Raw genomic sequence first — 18,116 nt, forward strand, 5'->3', positions numbered from 1 at the left:
TCGTCGCTACTCTCCCCTACCGGATTCGGAAAGAAAAGATGAATCGGGGAAGCTGGTTGTGCTGACCTCGTCGCAGAGATCCGTGACCGCCGGGCTCCCGCGTGATTAGAATGGATGCTTCCATCGCGCGTCTCATCCGCGTCTCGTCAAGGAGAACCGAATGGCCGATAACACCGTCCTCGTCCCCGCAACAGAACTCGCCGCAAAGAACAAAGCGCACTTCCCCGACGAGAGCTCCGAATACCGTCAGGCTCGCAACGAACTCCTGGCCGAGGAGATCGAGCTTCGACGCCATATCGAACGCGTCGCAGCACTCCGCCGCGCCCTGCCCCTCGGAGGCAGGATGCCCGACGACTATACCTTCGAAGGCCGTGACGGCGCGATCCGCATCTCTCAGCTCTTTGGGGACAAGGACACCCTTGTTATCTACAGCATGATGTTCGGCCCGCAACGCGAGCGCGCATGTCCTATGTGCACTGCAATGCTCACATCGTGGGAGGGTACCACCAGAAACCTGCGCGAGCGTGTCGCCCTCGCCGTCACCGCTCGCTCGCCAATCGAACGCCTCCTCGAGTTCAAGAAAGAACGTGGCTGGCAGAACCTGCAGATCTACTCTGACACCAAAGGTGACTACACCCGCGCTTATGTCAGCGCCGACGATGGCGATATCCCCGGCCTCAGTGTCTTTCGGCGCAGCAATGGCGCAATCCACCACTTCTGGAGCGGTGAGATAAGCGGCGAGACGGCCGACCCCGGCCAGGACCCGCGCGGAGCCCCGGACCTCGATCCCTTATGGACGATCCTCGACCTTACACCCACGGGCCGCGACGCCATGTGGTACCCAAAACTCGAATACGTCAGCCTCACGACGATCAAGTAAGGTTGAAGCCATCGTCCGGCGGCCTCTCTGTGCCCATCACCGCAGAGGTCAGCCAGACGATGGGAGCGTCGTCCAGATATATCGGTGGCGATGCTGAATTTGGCGCGCGCTGCCCGGTGCTCTTCTCGATTGGTACGAGCATACGTTGAGACTGGCAGGGCTGTTCACGCGACTACGAGCGGCTCAACACTACCCTCATAAGATTCCAGGAATACATCCACCTTCGCACCGCTCAGTCGCCTCTCACTCCCACCTCCGTGGCGCTTGCCCTGATTTTCGAGCAATTCACCTGCCCAGGCAGATTTTTGTTGAATCCTGTGTCAATTTCAGAAAGGATAAAAGCAGATTCTCCCCGAACGCCTTTACGCGGTAGCGCTTTTTCTAGATATACGACTCGCGATTCATCAACTCTTTGAGTCCGGAAGACGATTGCCATCCCTGCGGACCGAAGTTCAACCAAAGAAATACGCCGTTCTGTTGAAGGGGCCGACAACCCCCTTTACACATTCACCGGGTCAATCCCGCCCGGGCACGATAAGAAGCACAAGTCCAAACCTTTTGGAGACATAGCCGTGAAACGATCCCTATGGGTATCGATGCTTTGTTGCATTCTTACCTTCGCCACCCTTGCATTTGGCCAGAACGCTACCACTTCACTCCGCGGCATCGTAAAAGACTCGAGCGGCGCGCTTGTCTCAGACGCATCCGTCACCCTCGTAGATCAGGCCACCAACAACACCTACCACGCCGTCTCCAACGCTACCGGCTTTTATGTCTTTCCACTCATCCCTCCAGCAAACTACCTCATTACCATCACCTCCACTGGATTCGCCACTCAGACCCGCACCGCCGAACTGCTCGTCGACCAGCCAGCTACCCTCGATGTCATGTTGAGCATCTCCGCCAACACCGTCACCGTTGACGTCAGTTCTTCCGCCGAGACGCTTAATCTGACCGACGCAACCATGGGTAATGCCGTCGGCAATACCACCATTGAAGCCCTCCCGATGGATGGCCGCAATCCTATCTCTCTGCTCAGCCTGCAGCCCGGCGTCCTCTACCTCGGTTCCTCCACCACCGATAGCCGTCAGGGCGCCGTAGCCGGCGGACGCTCCGACCAGGGCAACGTCACCCTGGACGGCCTCGACGATAACGACCAGGTCAACGGCACAGCTTTCACCGGCATTTTGCGCTCCACGCTGGACTCCACCGAGGAATTCCGCGTCACTACCTCCAACGGAACCGCCGCCTCCGGCCGATCCTCCGGCGCACAGATCAACCTGCTAACCAAGAGCGGGACCAATCGCTACCACGGCTCACTCTACGAGTACTACCGCCCCACAAACACCGTCGCCAACAACTTCTTCAACAAGAATGACGAGCTCTCTTCCGGCGAGCCGAATGTCCCGCAGAAATATATCGTGAACACCTTCGGCGGCAGCATCGGCGCTCCTATTCTGAAGGACAAGCTCTTCTACTTCTTCAACTACGAGGGGCAGCGCGTCGGCACGGATGACGTCGTAGGGGCCACCGTGCCCACCACCACGTTCATGCAAGGTGAGCTGAGTTATCCCGACAGCAGCGGCAATACCCAGATCCTATCGACCGCGCAGGTAGCGCAGCTGGACTCTCCATGCACCGGCAACACCTTCAACGGAGCTCCTGTTTGCCCCAACGGTCCCGGTCCCAATGCCGCCGTGCTGGCCTACTACAAAGGCGTACCCACCGCGACCGGCTCCATTCTTGGAGACGGCTACAACTCCGGCTCTTTTTTCTTCGTCTCTCCCGCACCAAGCACGCTCAACACCAGCATTCTCAAGCTCGACTACAACCTGAATAACTCCAACCACATCTTTGTCCGTGGCAACCTTCAGAAGGACACCGCCTCCGGGGCTGAGAACCTTCCCGGACAGCCACCCGCAACCTATACCGACGACAACACCAAAGGTATCTCCGCCGGCTACACAGCGACTCTCCGGTCCACCATGGTTAACGACCTGCGCTACGGCTATATCCGCCAGGGCTATCAGATCAGCGGCGTCGGCTCCGGCGATTATGTCGGCATCTACGGGCTCACGCAGCCCACTGCCCAGACGCGCAACTCCATCCTCCACGTGCCGGTCAACAACATCACGGATACCTTCACCTGGACCAAGGGCGCGCATACGATTCAGTTGGGAGGCAACTGGCGCGGTATCTCCAACGAAAGCATCACCGACGCGAATTCCTTCGACGGCGCCAGCACCAACCCCTATTACGCGAATACCTCGGATCTGCCGCTGCCCGGCAACATCAACACCAGCTACGCCAGCGATTCGTGGATGTTTGCGTGGGCCAATATGATGGGAATTGTTCCCGAGGTCTTCAATGTCTACAACTACCAGATCACCGGACGTACCTCGGGCACGGCCTTGCCCGATGGCACCGCCATTGCGCGCGACTTCCATTCCAACGAGTTTGAGTACTTCGCGATGGACACCTGGCACCCCCGCGCCAACCTCACCGTGACCCTGGGCCTCCGCCACACCATCCTGCAAACCCCCTACGAGACCCACGGCCAGCAAATCTCACCCACGATCGACACCGATGCCTGGTACAAGCAACGCGAATCCGCCGCGCTTCAGGGTCAGATATATGAGCCCACCGTCTCCCTGGCTCCTTCGGGCAAGGCCAACGGAGCTCCGGGATATTGGGCCAAGCAGAAAGCCAACATCGCGCCGCGACTTGGTGTTGTCTACTCTCCCGATCCCAAGACTTCGATCCGGGCCAGCTTCGGCATGTACTACGATCACTTCGGCGAAGCGCTTGCCAATACCTTCAGCCAGGAAGGCTCGATCGGTCTAAGCGCCGGCATCTCCAACGGGGCAGACGAGCTCGGCTTTGAGAACTCACCCCGCTTCACCGGTCCTCACAGCATTCCCGACATTCCGCTGCCGCCTTTTTCCCCCACGATCAGCTTCCCGAATCCACCGCCAGTTGATGGCTTCGGCATCGACTGGGGCATCGACAACCATCTCAAGACCCCCTACGCCGAATCCTTCAACGTCTCGCTGCAGCACGAATTCCCCAAAGGCTTCGTCTTCGAAGAAGCTTACGTCGGACGCCTGGGCCGCCATCTTCTCCAGCAACTCGATCTCGCCGAGAACGCCGATTATGTCGACCCCTCGGGCGGAGGCGACTACTTTGCCAACGCCAGAATCCTCTCTACCGCAGTCGACGCAGCGCCCTTCGGAAATGTCGTTGACTACCGTTCTCAGCTCGGTGAACCTGCAGGCACCTCAAGTTATCAAAAGATGAATGGTAATATCGCAGCCATTCCGTATTTCGAGAACGTTTTTCCCTACATGAAGAACCTAGACTATGCGGGAGAGAGCGCAACCCAAGCCATCTTCAACAACGCCTGGGCTCCTGAGCGCTACTCCAACGGCGAAACCTTTTCACTGGTCATGCTTGATTTCGCGCCCTACGGCTTTTTCCCCAACATTCCCACTCAATCCCGTTTCTTCAGCAATCAGTTCTCCTCGCTCTATGCGTGGGATACGATCGGCACCAGCTCTTACAACGCGTTGCAGTTCACCCTCCGCCATCCCAGTTCTCACGGTCTGACGGTCGATGCCGGTTACACGTTCGCCAAATCCCTTGATCTTGGCTCCGAAACCGAACGCACTAGCCAGCTCGGTAATACCGACAATGCCTATACCAACTTCGCCATACAGAACACCTGGAATCCCAAGCTCAACAAAGGCCCGTCGGACTTTGACACCCACAGCCTGGTTACAGGCGACTGGGTCTATGTACTGCCGGTGGGCCGTGGAAACGCCAATTTCAGCAGCATGAACCGCTTTGTGGACGCCTTTGTGGGCGGATGGCAGTGGGCCGGCCTGATGCGCTGGACCAGCGGTCTGCCCTTCACCCTCGAATCGCCCGCGTACCCTTCCAACTACAACAATCCGGGCTTTGCGTTCAACGTAGGCAACGTCAAAACCCATAGAAACATAACCAATGGCGTTCCTCATGTCTTCGATCAGGCGACCGTCTCAGCCGTCAACTCAGGCATCTACTTCGGGCAGACCATTCGCCTGCCTTACGCCGGCGAAGCAGGTCAGCGTAACAACCTCCGCGGAGATGGATATTTCGACATCGACTCCTCAGTCAACAAGAGCTGGGCGCTCGGCGACTGGGCCAAACTTAAATTTGCCGCCGAGGTCTACAACGTCTCAAACACCGATCGCTTCGACGTCAGTGTTGCTGGCCTCAATGCCCGAACCGCCAGCACTCTCCTCGGTACCTATAGCGGACTTCTAACCCAGTACCGCCGCATGCAATTCGGCCTTCGTCTGGACTTCTAACCCATCCCTTCACAATACGCAGGCTGTGGGGCACTCGCCCCACAGTTCAACTCCCATCAACCAACCTGACTAAAACCCTCCAACGAGCTGCTAGGTTTCCTGATAGAGCCTATAGCTCTCGTTGGTGATTGCGGGATAAGCTTTCATACGGATTTTTCCTTGATCTGTTGCGACTTCCCACTCGCCAGAAGAAGAACTTACGCGCTGTGCCTCAAGCATCTGCTTTTGCGTCATTCTCCGTGTACCCGGCTCAATGCCAAATAGCGCGACCGGACCGTGCAGAAGCGCCACCAGGTTGGCGTGTTGAGCATCGAGTGGGACCAGTCGCAACGGCATGTCGATCGAGAACTCCACGCGATCGCCGTCTTTCCATTCGCGATCCAGCTCTGCCCAGGCGCCAGCCCGGAGTGCCGATGCAGCAGGTTTTCCATTGACGTGAACGACGGTTTGCTTTCCCGCCCATGCAGGCACTCTCAGGGCGATGACGAATCGTTCCGACCGATCCATCTTCAAGCGCAGCGCGGTCTCGCCAATGTTGGGATAACTCGTCTCCTGAGTCAGTGTCACCCGTGCGTTGCCCTGCCGCCATGTTACACGCGACGGAACGTACAGGTTGACGTAGATGCCCTTTGGCGCGCGGAAATACGAACTAATTCCATAGTCGGCCGTCAATTGCGGAAACGTTCCGGAGCAGCAGGGCCACTTCTGTTCGTAGTCTATCTTCTTGGCGTCCATGTTGTAGTCGGCGTAGTAGAAGCTGATGCCATCCGGACGAATCGGTCTCGCCCCGAGGATCGTGTTGTAGAGCACCGCTTCCATGCTGTCGCCGTAGGTACTCTCGCCCGTGACGCGCATGAGATAACGCGCAATCTTAAAGTGACCGTAAGCGCCGCACGGCGTCTCGAAACTGCTGTGTGAGGTATGGAGTGTCTTCGCCAGTTCGTCCGTACCGGGATTACGGAAGCTTTCATCCGGGCCCCATCCGCCTGTGGCGAAACTTTGTTCAACAACAAATCGGAAACCGTTCCGCGCAGCATCGAGATGCTTAACGCTGTTGTCCGTCAGATACGACTGCATAGCGGAACACAGCGCATTGACGTGACTGTAAGCATGTTGACCGGGAAGCACATTGCGATTTTCCGAGAGTGGACCCAAATACGTGTCGTCCTGAAGGAAACGCTGTGCCAACTGCCGATAGCGAGCACCTGCGCCACGCTGATAGCCAAGATAGAAATTCTCGGGCAGCGTGTAGGTTTCATCCCAGGTAAATGCGATGTTCTTATGCGGACGAGCCATCATTTCTTCCCTGTTGAGCGCCTTCTCGGGAAGCCAGGGCAGCACTGCGTCTGTGGCTTTGTTCAGAACTGCGAGCGCCATAGGATCACCCGCAAACTGATGCGCGTCGATCAAGCCGCAGTTTGTCTTGTCGAAGGTGTAAGCAGGAATGCAATAGCCGTCATAGAACTTGGTTGTCACGGTTGGCGCAAAGCCGGCCACGAGTCCATGCACCTTCTCCTGCACCGCCTTATCCCCAGTCACGGCGTAGGCGCGCGCAAGGCCAGAAAGGTACTGCCCAAAACTGTGCCCCGGAATGTAGCCAGTCATGTTACGGGGAGGGTCGAATTCGCCGGATGGGGAATACCAGCCGCCCATGTCTTCGCCCGGAGCAGCCTGACCAGCAAGCTGGCGAAAAGGCTTGAGCAGATTGTCGTCCGGAAGATTCAAGAAGAGAGCCACATTTTGACGGAACTGCTCCAGCATGGGGCCATCGAGAAGCTGCACATCGGCATATTCGAACTGTATGAGCTTTGTCGCCGCCTGAGCAGATTGAGACTGATCAGCAAATGCCGCAGCCACACTACTTCGCATTACGGCGGTCCCCGCCGCCAGTGCTGCACTGGTCTTTAGAAATTGACGCCGATTGCCAATCTTCATCTGTATCTTCCCTGCCTCATTGCAACGCAGAGGCTGCTGAGCGAGTAACCGTTTACTTCAAGGTGTCCATCGAACTGGCTGCGCGTGTACCACTCCGGTTCAAGTGGAGTATACAAGGGTTCCTGGTTTTGTCATAGACACACCTGCCAGCGAACCAGGACGTTTTCGACTGTCTCAATCTACCGCAAACGTTCTCTTGACAACGTAGTTTTTACCTTCGACCATCAGGGCACAGTTACACTCGTTTCAGTTCCGTTATAGCTGATTTCGCGATCAATGCTTGTGGACAAACCACCGCCTGCTCCGTGGCCATCTGTTACGAAGACAACCTGAAAATGGCGTTGATCTATCATGCCGGGGAACGTTCCAACCCGTTCACCAATTGTAAGTCTATGGGCCGCTTCATCCCATCGGAGGGGTATGATTGAGTGCTCGCCTTTCTGGTAATCGTAGCTGTCTCCAGAGTCTTCGTATAAATCAAAACTGCCGTTCGCGCCGCGATACACTCGGAGTTCTATCGGGCCGCCGGGGTTCTGCGTGGCGTATTCAATTTCGGGGCCGAGAGGAAGAATAGAGCCAGCACGAACAAAGAGGGGCATCCGGTTCAGAGGCGCATCGGCTTCAATCTCCTGACCGCCCTTCGTCGATGCTCCGGTCCAGAAGTCATACCAAACGGGCGAATCCGGCAGATACACCGTGCGATGAGTCGCGTTCTGCTTCATTACTGGATTGACCAGGATCGCAGGGCCGAACATGAACTGATCCCCGATATTCCAGGTCTTCTGATCCGTGCGCCAATCCATCACCAGCGGCCTTTGGATGGTGTAGTCCTGGTCTGTCACCTTCCACGCAAGCGAGTAAATGTAAGGCATGAGACGGTAACGCAGCTTGTCGTATTCAATTAGGATCGGTTCGACCTTGTCATAGGTCCACATCTCGTTGTGCGGCCTGTGTCCATGACTGCGAAAGATAGGACAAAAGGCTCCAAACTCGAACCATCGTGCGTAGAGCTCCTGATAGGCAGGCTCTTGAATCGCGCCGTCATACGCAGGCCAGTACCCGCCGATATCGGTGGTCCAATAGGGATATCCGGAAAGTGCAAAATTCAATCCGGCGGCGACCTGATGCTGCAAGCCCCAGTACGTGCTGTAGACATCGCCGGACCACACCGTGGCGCCTACGCGCTGCTGGCCAAGAAAGGCAGACCTGGTAAGTAGAAAGACACGCTTCTGATGCGTAGTGTCAAGCCAATGCTGCTGGATGCCGCCCGTATGCACCAAGGGAAATACATTGGTGTATTCGGCGCCATTGCCAATCGCAAGCTTCTTGTTTCGCAGGATCGCGTCACCCATGTGCGGCCAGTATTCTTCCGGCTCCGCGCTATCCAGCCAGAATGCGTCCCAGCCCTGTGCGAAAAGCTTACCGGCAAGGTTGTTCCAATAAAAATCGCGCGCAGCAGGATTCGTGGCGTCGTATACATGCGCCTTCGGCACGTCGAATTTCTGAGCCGCCAACCCTTTGAAGTTCACCGAAGCCGGATCAAACAGCCCCCAAACTGAGATCATGGCGTGCATGTGCTCCTGATGCAGCGTCTCAAGATCTTTGGGAACATCGTGATAGTTGGTGTTGAAGATCGGATCGCCTTCGGTCTTCCACCAAAACCAGTCCTGAACGATTGCGTCTAGCGGGATATGTTCGCTGCGGTAGCGTTGCGCGATTTCAAGAATCTCATCCAGAGAGACATACCGGTCTTTGGATTGAAAGAAGCCATAGGACCACTTGGGCAGCATCGGAGAGTGTCCCGTCATGTTTCGATACTGATGAATGATGCCGTCCATCTCCGGGCCATAGAGGAAGTAATAGTCCACTGACTTACCAGCTAGCGAGTTGAAGGAGAACTCCAGAGGGAAGCGGTTATCTTCATAGCTCAGAGATGCTGTGTTCCAAAGAAGCGCGTAGCCTTTGCTCGATATAAGGAAGGGGATGGCGACGTCCGTGTTGTTCTGGCCCAGCTCCACCGTGGCTCCGCGATAGTTGAACATCCCGTTCTGGTGTTGCCCTAGGCCGTAGATGCCCTCCGTGGCGTCCGGAGAGAACCTGTCTGTGATGTGATACGTCTGCTCCCCGTTGACTGAGTCCGGCTCATAGGTCCGCGGTACACTGCCTCCTTCGCGCAGCAGGCTCGCTCCTCGAACGCTACTGTACGTTATGTTTCCGTGAACGAGAGACAAGCTAACGACAAGTTCTGCCGTGGTCAGAGTTGCAGCGCTGTCACTCTTCGCGAACTGGAATCTGGCGCCTGGGCAGGATTGCGCAGAGTCGAGCATCCAAGGCCTCGGCGAGTCATTGGATATGGACCCATTGGGAGTTGCGACTACATGAATGACAGAGTCTCGGCATACGGTGATCGTGAGATGTTCTTCTCCCACCGTCACACTCAGGCCGGCGTCAGTCTGGTTGACCGTGATCGTCGGTTGGTCCGGTATGGATTGGCCAGGCATCTGAGCGTGGATGCCGTGGATGGCTCCAAAGACTAAAAAGACTGTGATACCAGGCAACAGCCGCACCTTCATCCGCTGCCAAACTTTCCGATATTTGGCTTTTCGCTTATTCATGTTGCGCATTCACACCTCGAGGCAATCGCAAATCTCAGTGTTTATAAAACAAGCAAGAGATCATGGTCGCTGCACGACATCTATAACCGTGTCATCGCTCCAGGCCTGTGATCCGCTTTGCGTCAGTTTGTGAGCTTTCTCATCCCAATGAATTCGCGTCACCTGGCTCTGGCCTTTCTCATACGCATACGTCAGCCCGTCGTCGTTGTAGAGTGTGAAATCAGCGTCCGCTCCAGGAAAGACTTTTACGTGGGCGATGCTCTGCTTGTCATGAGTACTTTCGACAACGCTCCCAAGCGGCACGATCGAACCCGCTTTCACAAAGAGAGGGATTGTATCGATGGGGGCGTTTACCTGAATCGTCTGGCCCCCGTCGAAGCGTTCACTGGACCAGTAGTTGTACCAGGCTGTGCCTGCCGGCAGATAGACGCTCTTCAAAGTTTGACCTTGAGACGTTACAGGAGCTACCAGGAAAGCTGGTCCAAACATATACTCGTCTCCCATGTCCGCCACCTTCGGGTCATTTGGAAAGTCCATGAACAACGGTCGCATGAAAGGCGCTCCAGTCTCATGCGTGTAATAGCCGAGAGAGTAGATATACGGCATCAATTCGTAGCGCAGCCGGAGATACTTTTCAAGGATCGGCTCAGCCTGCTTGCCATAAGACCATACCTCATTATGGGGCCGTGTGCCATGCGTTCTGAAATTCGGCTGAAAGACGCCGTATTCGTACCAACGCACATATAACTCGGGATAGTCGTCATAGCCACCTACCTCGTCCCGCGCATCGGAAGGGTCGATCAAAGGTTTATTCACGGGTACATGCGTCTTCGGAAGTCCCTGCCAGCCACCAATATCGTTTCCCCAATATGCAATTCCAGAAGCGGCAACATCAAGACCGGTTGGGACTTGCCGCTGCAGCACATCCCAGGTGGGGAAGATATCGGAGGACCAGAAGATAGCTCCGTTGTGCTGCGCGCCGAGATAGGCGTCGCGTGATAGGATCAACGCTCGCGTATCGGGCATGTCCTTGCGTATGCCGTTATAAAACGCAGCGGTATGAAAGAGGGGATAGATATTGAAGTATTCTGTTCCCGGTCCAATCTTGAAGTAGCTGCCGTTCGGAGGCAGGTCAGGTTCTGTCTCGTCTGCCCAGAACGAATCGAAACCCTTGCTTGCGATATCTTGATGGATCACGCTCCAGTACCATTTGGCTGCATCGGGGTTGGTCGAATCGATGTCCGATCCCTGGGCATCATAGGGCATTCCATCTTCTGGCCTACCGTCGGCATGATGCAGAAAATAGCCATTGTTCTTCACGGTTTCGTAGTAGCGTGTGCCCGGCTTGAATCGCGGCCAAACGCTGATCATCGTCTCGATATTCATGGCGTGAAGTTGACGATTCATCTCCGCTGGGTCAGGCCACGCCTCCTTGATGAAGTCCATCTGGCCCATGCCCGTGTAATAGAACCAATCAAGCACTAACATATCGATCGGTAAGTGGCGATCACGATAGCCTTTGGCAACTGCTAGCATCTCCGCCTGCGTCGAATACCTCTGTTTGCACTGGATCAATCCGTAAGCCCACTTCGGCAGCATGGGAGTATCACCTGTCAGCAGCCTGTAGCCGGCATAGATCTCATCCGTTGTCTGGCCCGCTACGACAAAGAACGATACTCGCTGGCCGATCTGCGATATCCACTTAGTCTGCTCATTGAATCCGGGGAGAATTGCGGTCTTCGAAGGATTATCCCAGAGCAGGCCATATCCTTTGTTGGTTACCAGGAAAGGAACGCAGAAATTTGGTCCGCCTGCCGATTGGTAGTCAGCCCAACACTCCACCTTGTGCTGCCGGTGGTCAAGATAGCCTTCCTGATTTTGCCCGAGGCCGTAGTAGTGTTCGTCATCGGGCGAAGCAAACGTAGCGCCCACCCGGTAGAACTGCGGGTCCTGGGAACGGCGGTCGTTGTTGAGCTGACTGTCTCCGTCCTTATCGTTCAGCTCCGCCATCTCCCAACCCTGCATCTTCAATAAGGGCTTTCCATCGGCGGCCGTGATTATCAAATAAGGTTCTCGTCCCACACCGTTGTAATTTTTCTTTGGACCGCGCCAGAACGACCCGTCTGGCCTCTTCTGAGGAGGAGCCGGCGCCGCAAGGAACAATGTCATCCGGGGCGAAGTATAAGTATCTCCGGAGGCCGTCGCTTCATGAGCCCAACCAGCAGCGGCAGGCTTGGCTACAATTCCATAGCCCGGCTCAGCCGTAGCCTGATCCTTGAGCGTGCTCATGGTTACACGCAGGATATTTGGAGCATAAGGTTCAAGGGCCACCGTGGTTCCTTCGCGCTCCAGAACTAACGCGGTATTCTGCGCGCGCAGAATACCGCCCCCTAACATTACAGTCAGAATGAACAGCAGAACTCTACTTCGACTCACGGCAGAAGCCATCTCGGGCAATTCTCCTTTAGATAAGAGTGGGATTTAATTGAGGCCATTGCAGCGAACAGCAACAGGGAAAAATGAGGAAGGAGTGTCATCCGGTGAATGACACGCACCCATTCATCATTTCTCCCTGATGTCTGGCCAGCTCAGAAACTCGCGCGTAAATGCAGTTGCAGACTACGGGGAGGCAACTGATTGGTCGCTTTCCCAAACGAACCGCTGGACAGATCCGAACTCACAGAAACCAGATTGCTGCGGTTGAAGAGATCAAAGACTTCACCCTTTGCCTCGATCTTCAACTTCTCTCCAAAAAACCAGGGAGTGGAGAAGAATTTCTCAAAGGTGAAGTCAAGGTTGTTATATCCCGGCTCGTCGTAAGTATTGCGCCCTAGATTTCCTTCTGTTCCGAGGGTCGGCACAGGAAATGCTGAGGCAGGAAATAGCCCAGTGAGAAATGCCTTCTTGCCCTGACCGCTCAGGTGGTTCCCGAAGGACGGCGCGTTCGGCACATCATAGTTCGATCCGTCCGCGTTATAGTCGCCGCCGGTATTGCCAATCACCTTCCCAGTTGAGTCATAGACCGGATTGAAGGCAGCGCTTGTGTAGACCGTGAAAGGCAAGCCGGTCTGCAGTATCCACACACCGCCGAACTCCCATCCACCGAGAATGTTCCTTTCCAGCGCATTGGGATAATGGCTTGGCACCATCCACGTGCCGTCGGCCGAGAACTGCTGGTGGACATCAAAGTCGGCGCGGCCACGCTGCCTCGCAAAATTGCCGTTCTCGATGATATCCGATGTAATGCCTCCCGTGATGGCTCCGCTATCCAGGGAGCCCGACTGGCTGAGAATATCCAGCGCCTTGCCAACGGTGTAGATACCGCGTAGCGCGAGGCCATGCGCGAGACGGCGTTGCACCAAGGCACTGCCGTATTGGCCAACTGAGTTACCGTTCGAAGTGGCGTAGTTGATTCCGCCAAAGTTTGGATTGAGACGTGTCAGCGTTCCATTGTTGACGATCAGGTCTCCGGAGAAGCGGTTGAGGTCTTGATTGAATATCGGCAGGTGATGGGCGACCGACGCGGAATAGTTGAGTTCAGCGATGATACCTCCACCAAACTCCTGCTGCACGCTGAGAGACCAGTCTTCTACCTGAGTAAGTTTGTAGTTAGGCGAATAACCACCCAGACTTGCCCTCTGACCAACGACTCCGCCACTTGAGTTGAGCACAACATTGCTGGTGTTCACCACCGGGCACGCTTCCGTAAAGCCTGTTGGAGCGCTGCAAAGCTGGAAGACAGGCGTCGTCCCCTGTTGTACGTTAAGAGACGGCGTAAAGAAGTTTGGCAGATTGCCCGCCGTTATGTCTGTGATGTGAATGTAAGGCGGTTGATCGGAGAAGATCCCAAAGCCGCCGCGCACGGCTGTCCTGCCCTTTCCAAAAACATCCCAGGAAAACCCTACGCGTGGATTGATGCCCCAAATACTGTGGTCGAGCACATTATTGCCCTTCGCCAGTCCGGTCACTCCGTCCGCTATCTGAGCATTTGCCGTAGGCCCCTGGCCAAGTGTGAAGTTAGTCAATTGAGGCGAAAGGATGGAAAAGAAATTTGCCATCGAATCGTACCGGACACCTGCGTTGAGCGTAAATGTTCGCATCAACTTCCAGTCATCCTGGATGTAGACTCCGGTATAGAGTGCGCGGTAGCGCCGGTTATAAGGCGCTTCCTGCTGCGTTGTCAGGTTGACAGGAGTAGCCGATTCGCTGATTGCCTCGTCCTGGACAAAGTCGAGAAGATTGTTGAAGTTATAGGTCGGACGATCGAAAGCGCCGTCCTGGGAATCGGCTTCGCGAATATTGAACTGGTCAAAGCCAAACTTGAGAGTATGAGTTTTTACTGTCGCCGTCATCACGTCGCGCCAGCCGAGTGTGGATTGGGTAAAGTTTCCAGGCCCCCAATTAGAAAACCCTTGCAACCCAGTCACGTTGATGTAAGGAATCGCATTGGAAGGTACTGGCAGATTGGAGCCATAGGGACGAATAATATTTGCCCCTCCCTCATTAAGAAGATGCGGGGAGAACGTGTGGGTCCAGTCCACGTTGACAAAGTCGGAACTGTTGGCTTGTGGGATATTCAGCGCAGGCCGGGGCGTCGCGCCTGCTGACGTGTCATAGGTTCGAATCGACGTAACATAAACGCGATCCTTGGCGCTGATATAGTAGTCACCTCGAACACTCCACTGGTATCCGTTCTTGGGAACGGAAAAACTGATGTTAGCGAGACCAACTGCATCCAGAGTCGAAGGGATACCTGCCGGTGGTGCGAAGAATCCGGGATTTTGTGCTTCGAGTTGACTTACGGTAAGAACGCCACTCGTTGGAAAGCTCAGGGGCGGAGCCATTGTAAGAACCTGGTTGGCCACGCTATTTGGGAGGTTAGCCGCGACCCAAGCGTCAAAGTCCTTCGTCTCAACCGTATACTGGCTGGCGCTCGTGGTACTGGAGCGGAGCACGTCAATAGCGCCGAAGACAAACAGCTTGTTCTTGATAATCGGGCCGCCCATTGTGGCACCCATCTCATTGCGCTCGAAACTCGGAACGGAAGTTTCAAACTGAGTAAGAGCGGTTAAGGCATTATTCGTGAAATAGTAGTCGAGCGTTCCGTGGAAGTCATTCGAGCCTGAATTGGTGAAGACATCGACCGTTGCGCCGCCGTTCCTTCCCTTTTGAGCGTCGAAGTCGTTGGTCCTGATATCTACGGATTGCACAATTTCTGGATTTGGGGAAATTGAGGTTCCGCCACCGCGCGATGGGGTGTTTGTGTAGGCGCCGTCAATCTCGTATCCGTTCTGTTCCTGACGCAGCCCAGCCGCATTGATGTTGATGGCGTACTCATTGGTGTAATTATCTCCGGACGTTACCGCGCTTCCCGTCATCCCTGGTGTCAGAGCCGATAGGCTGTAGACGTTCTGGCCAGGGAGGGGCGTCTCCTGCACCGTCTCCTCTGCGATTACGGCTCCGGTGGTCGCCGATACTGTATTGATGGTCGACTGATCGGCAGATACTGTGACATCGGTCGAGACAGACCCGACCTCGAGTACAGGTGCAAGCGTCCGGATCTCCCCGACCTGTAGAGTGAGGTCCTTTTGATCCCAGCTCTTGAAGCCGCTCATCTGAATCTGCAGGGTATATGTCGATGCAGCTATGCTGTCGATACGGAAATAGCCATCCTGATTTGTTGTAGCGTTCTTCGCCACCCCTAACCGCGTGTCCGTGAGGGTGGCTTTTGCACCTGCGACCACAGCTCCGGATTGGTCTCGCGCCGTCCCTTCAATGCCGCTCAAGAACTGAGCGGATGCCGATAACGCTCCCCAAGCTAATAGGAGGAAAACAAAGATTGATATTCTCTTGACAGATTTCAAGTTGTTCATTGGCTCTCCTTTGAATCATTCCAGCAATCGTTTACTTCACTTGTGATTTCCGTGAGGGATTATTCCGTATGAAAAATGTTGCATTTCCCTGCTTGCTGGAGAAAAAGCGATTGCCGTGTCACTTCGCGCGGCCAGTAAAGGCTTTCCCAAATACGCGCAGAAGCATAGCATGCCGCTGAGTGGTTGGGAAGAGCCATCCTGCATCCTGTTGGCCACAGCGATTTGTAGCAATCTGGAATCGACGGCCTGACCAGGCGCTCCACAAAGGCATCGGTGACTGGCGTGACCGTATTTTCGCCTACACGCCGGAATAGTGCGGTAATCGCCTAAGCACGGAAGGCTCCGCTCACGAGTTGACCCCAACTCCAATCCCGATTGCTCAAACCATGAGCAGTCTCTTCCATATCCAGCGGAATGACGCCCGCAAAGGCAGACTGGCATACGGGAAGGAGGTTGCACCTCATGTGCCCCCTTGACGTCAAATGTGGAAAGCGACACGCTTTGCTCCTTCGGGCTTCCATAGCTGCTGCTTGATTGAGCGATGCAGATGAAAGCTCGCCATGTTTGTGCGATTCATGTCGACGGGCACTCGGCGGAAACAAAGCCAAGATCGCCCATCTTCGTCCAATCAGTTCTTTCGTCCAACTCCGGTTTCAACTCACATGCGCAATGAACTATCGATCGTGGAGAGAGGCTTTTCAAGTAGGACACTGTGTATTACAGTGTGAAGGCAGATTGCGGAACTGTTTCAGCACTGACGAAACAGTTCCGGCTGTGGAGAAAGCCCCGAAACGCACAGCAGGCGTGGCCGGTCACCCACATTCCTCGGCGAACGACATGCTGTCCGTCGTCCGAGCGCCAGACGGCAGAGATGGCGGTCGTGACGCTTCGCGGCTGGTGCACGATGGGTGGCGTCACTGCTACTTGAAAAGTGTCCGATCATGGACGCGCCTGCACCATGGAGTGGGACGTAATTATGGGTTCGACAACAGAAGCAATTCCGCGAGAGCAGGTTTCTGGCGACGACCTTCCCCTCGATGACCTTCAAAAATCTTCCGTCCTTCAGGAACTGGAAACGATTCTGAGCAGTCCGTTTTTTCAGGCCAGCAGACGATGCAAACAGTTCCTCTCCTATGTTGTCCACCATCGGCTGGAGGGCAATCATGATCGGTTGAAGGAGCGCACGATTGGAGTAGAACTCTTCCAACGACCGTTGGGATACGCAACGGGAGACGATCCGGTCGTCCGAGTACAAGCGGGCGAAGTGCGCAGGAGGCTGGAGCAGTATTACCATGCAACACCCAGTCACTCTACAGTCCGTATTGAACTTCCCGTTGGATCCTATGCACCCAGGTTCCGGTGGGCTGAACCCCAGCAACTGGAATCTCCCCAGAATAACCCGCAGCCGCAGGACACGCTCCCGCCACCTTCGCACGAGCAGGAAGCATCTCAGGCAACGATACCCGTGACGGCGGACCTGGTGCAGCAGCCGGGCAACCGCAGCCGTCGTCGCTGGGCTTTACTGGTAGTGGCATTCGCTGTGGCAGTTTCCGTGGCACTCATCGCATGGAATGTCTACCGGGCAAAGGCGTCAAAAACTGTTCTGGAAGAATTCTGGTCTCCTCCCATCGCCTCGTCCGAGCCGTATCTGATCTGCATGGCCAAACCTACGGTTTACCTTCCGTCAGCAAAACTTTACGACCGGCACTCCAAGACACCGGGAAAGTTCCAAAACATCTTCGAAAGGCTCACGCAAACGCCTGCTTTGCAACCAGATGACAAGCTGGTCTGGGGAGATATGGAAAAATATCCTGACTATGGCCTCGCAACAGGAGATGTTTACGCCGCAATTCGACTCTCTACCCTGTTGGGACAAATCGGCAAAAGAAGTCAAGTGCGAATTGGAGACAGCTACTCCTTCGAAGACCTGCGCTACTTTCCTGCCATCGTTATTGGGGCGTTTAACAACCGGTGGACGATGCAAATGACATCAAACCTCCATTTCGGATTTATCGCAGAGGGCGGAGAGTCATTCATCCGGGAGCAGGGTCCGTCAGGGCGGCAATGGCGCTCCAAATCAGGCGCAAATGGTGCTTCAACGGAAGACTTTGGCATTGTTACACGGCTCCTGAACTCCAAAACAGGCCAATTCGTCGTGGCTGTGGCAGGAGTCAAGTCGTACGGCACGCAGGCAGCCGGCGAACTTGTTACAAGTGAAGAGTATCTTGAGAAAGCTCTACGGGCGGCCCCGCCCGACTGGAGGCGGAAAAACATCCAAATTGTAGTCCAGACGACAGTAACCGACTCGATTTCAGGTCCCCCTCAAACCGTTGCCGTCTATGTTTGGTAGCGAACGGACGCAGAAGACAAACCAGACCAAGCCAATTTCTCCTAATCCAATCCGCCGCCGGATGATATACCAGGGTGAACCGCAGCAAAAAGAAGTCGATGGCGTCCGTCAACC

The 18,116-nt window shown here is 55.3% G+C and carries 7 protein-coding genes; 3 read left to right on the top strand and 4 right to left on the bottom strand.

What is annotated here, in order from left to right; translation table 11 throughout:
- The first annotated feature begins 160 nt into the window (after positions 1-160).
- Together OHL23_RS16360 and OHL23_RS16365 are read left to right on the top strand one after the other, a co-directional pair.
- Complete coding sequence (locus OHL23_RS16360) at positions 161-880, top strand: DUF899 family protein (RefSeq protein ID WP_263352982.1); 720 nt, start codon at positions 161-163, stop codon at positions 878-880.
- Positions 881-1,452: 572 nt separating this feature from the next.
- Positions 1,453-5,229 (top strand): TonB-dependent receptor, encoded by a 3,777-nt coding sequence (locus tag OHL23_RS16365; RefSeq protein WP_263352983.1) that lies wholly within the window; start codon positions 1,453-1,455, stop codon positions 5,227-5,229.
- 90 nt (positions 5,230-5,319) lie between these two features.
- On the opposite strand, the gene OHL23_RS16370 is transcribed toward OHL23_RS16365, so the two are convergent.
- The 4 genes from OHL23_RS16370 to OHL23_RS16385 all read right to left on the bottom strand — a co-directional run bounded on the left by OHL23_RS16370 (position 5,320) and on the right by OHL23_RS16385 (position 15,652).
- Entirely contained in the window at positions 5,320-7,164 is a 1,845-nt protein-coding gene (locus OHL23_RS16370; protein WP_263352984.1) for a beta-L-arabinofuranosidase domain-containing protein, read from the bottom strand.
- A gap of 224 nt (positions 7,165-7,388) precedes the next feature.
- Positions 7,389-9,779: a glycoside hydrolase family 31 protein gene (locus OHL23_RS16375; RefSeq protein WP_263352985.1), complete on the bottom strand. Its 2,391-nt coding sequence runs from the start codon at positions 9,777-9,779 to the stop codon at positions 7,389-7,391.
- 60 nt (positions 9,780-9,839) lie between these two features.
- Complete coding sequence (locus tag OHL23_RS16380; protein ID WP_263352986.1) at positions 9,840-12,227, bottom strand: glycoside hydrolase family 31 protein; 2,388 nt, start codon at positions 12,225-12,227, stop codon at positions 9,840-9,842.
- A gap of 140 nt (positions 12,228-12,367) precedes the next feature.
- Complete coding sequence (locus tag OHL23_RS16385; RefSeq protein WP_263352987.1) at positions 12,368-15,652, bottom strand: TonB-dependent receptor; 3,285 nt, start codon at positions 15,650-15,652, stop codon at positions 12,368-12,370.
- Positions 15,653-16,628: 976 nt separating this feature from the next.
- Here OHL23_RS16385 and OHL23_RS16390 point away from each other — a divergent pair.
- Entirely contained in the window at positions 16,629-18,002 is a 1,374-nt protein-coding gene (locus tag OHL23_RS16390; RefSeq protein WP_263352988.1) for a hypothetical protein, read from the top strand.
- Positions 18,003-18,116: the final 114 nt, after the last annotated feature.

The sequence above is a fragment of the Acidicapsa acidisoli genome, assembly GCF_025685625.1.
GTDB lineage: Bacteria > Acidobacteriota > Terriglobia > Terriglobales > Acidobacteriaceae > Acidicapsa > Acidicapsa acidisoli.

Coding starts and splice junctions, on each gene's coding strand:
- OHL23_RS16360 (WP_263352982.1), top strand. CDS start 161: ATGGCCGATAACACCGTCCTCGTCCCCGCAACAGAACTCGCCGCAAAG.
- OHL23_RS16370 (WP_263352984.1), bottom strand. CDS start 7,164: ATGAAGATTGGCAATCGGCGTCAATTTCTAAAGACCAGTGCAGCACTG.
- OHL23_RS16375 (WP_263352985.1), bottom strand. CDS start 9,779: ATGAATAAGCGAAAAGCCAAATATCGGAAAGTTTGGCAGCGGATGAAG.
- OHL23_RS16380 (WP_263352986.1), bottom strand. CDS start 12,227: ATGGCTTCTGCCGTGAGTCGAAGTAGAGTTCTGCTGTTCATTCTGACT.
- OHL23_RS16385 (WP_263352987.1), bottom strand. CDS start 15,652: ATGAACAACTTGAAATCTGTCAAGAGAATATCAATCTTTGTTTTCCTC.
- OHL23_RS16390 (WP_263352988.1), top strand. CDS start 16,629: ATGGGTTCGACAACAGAAGCAATTCCGCGAGAGCAGGTTTCTGGCGAC.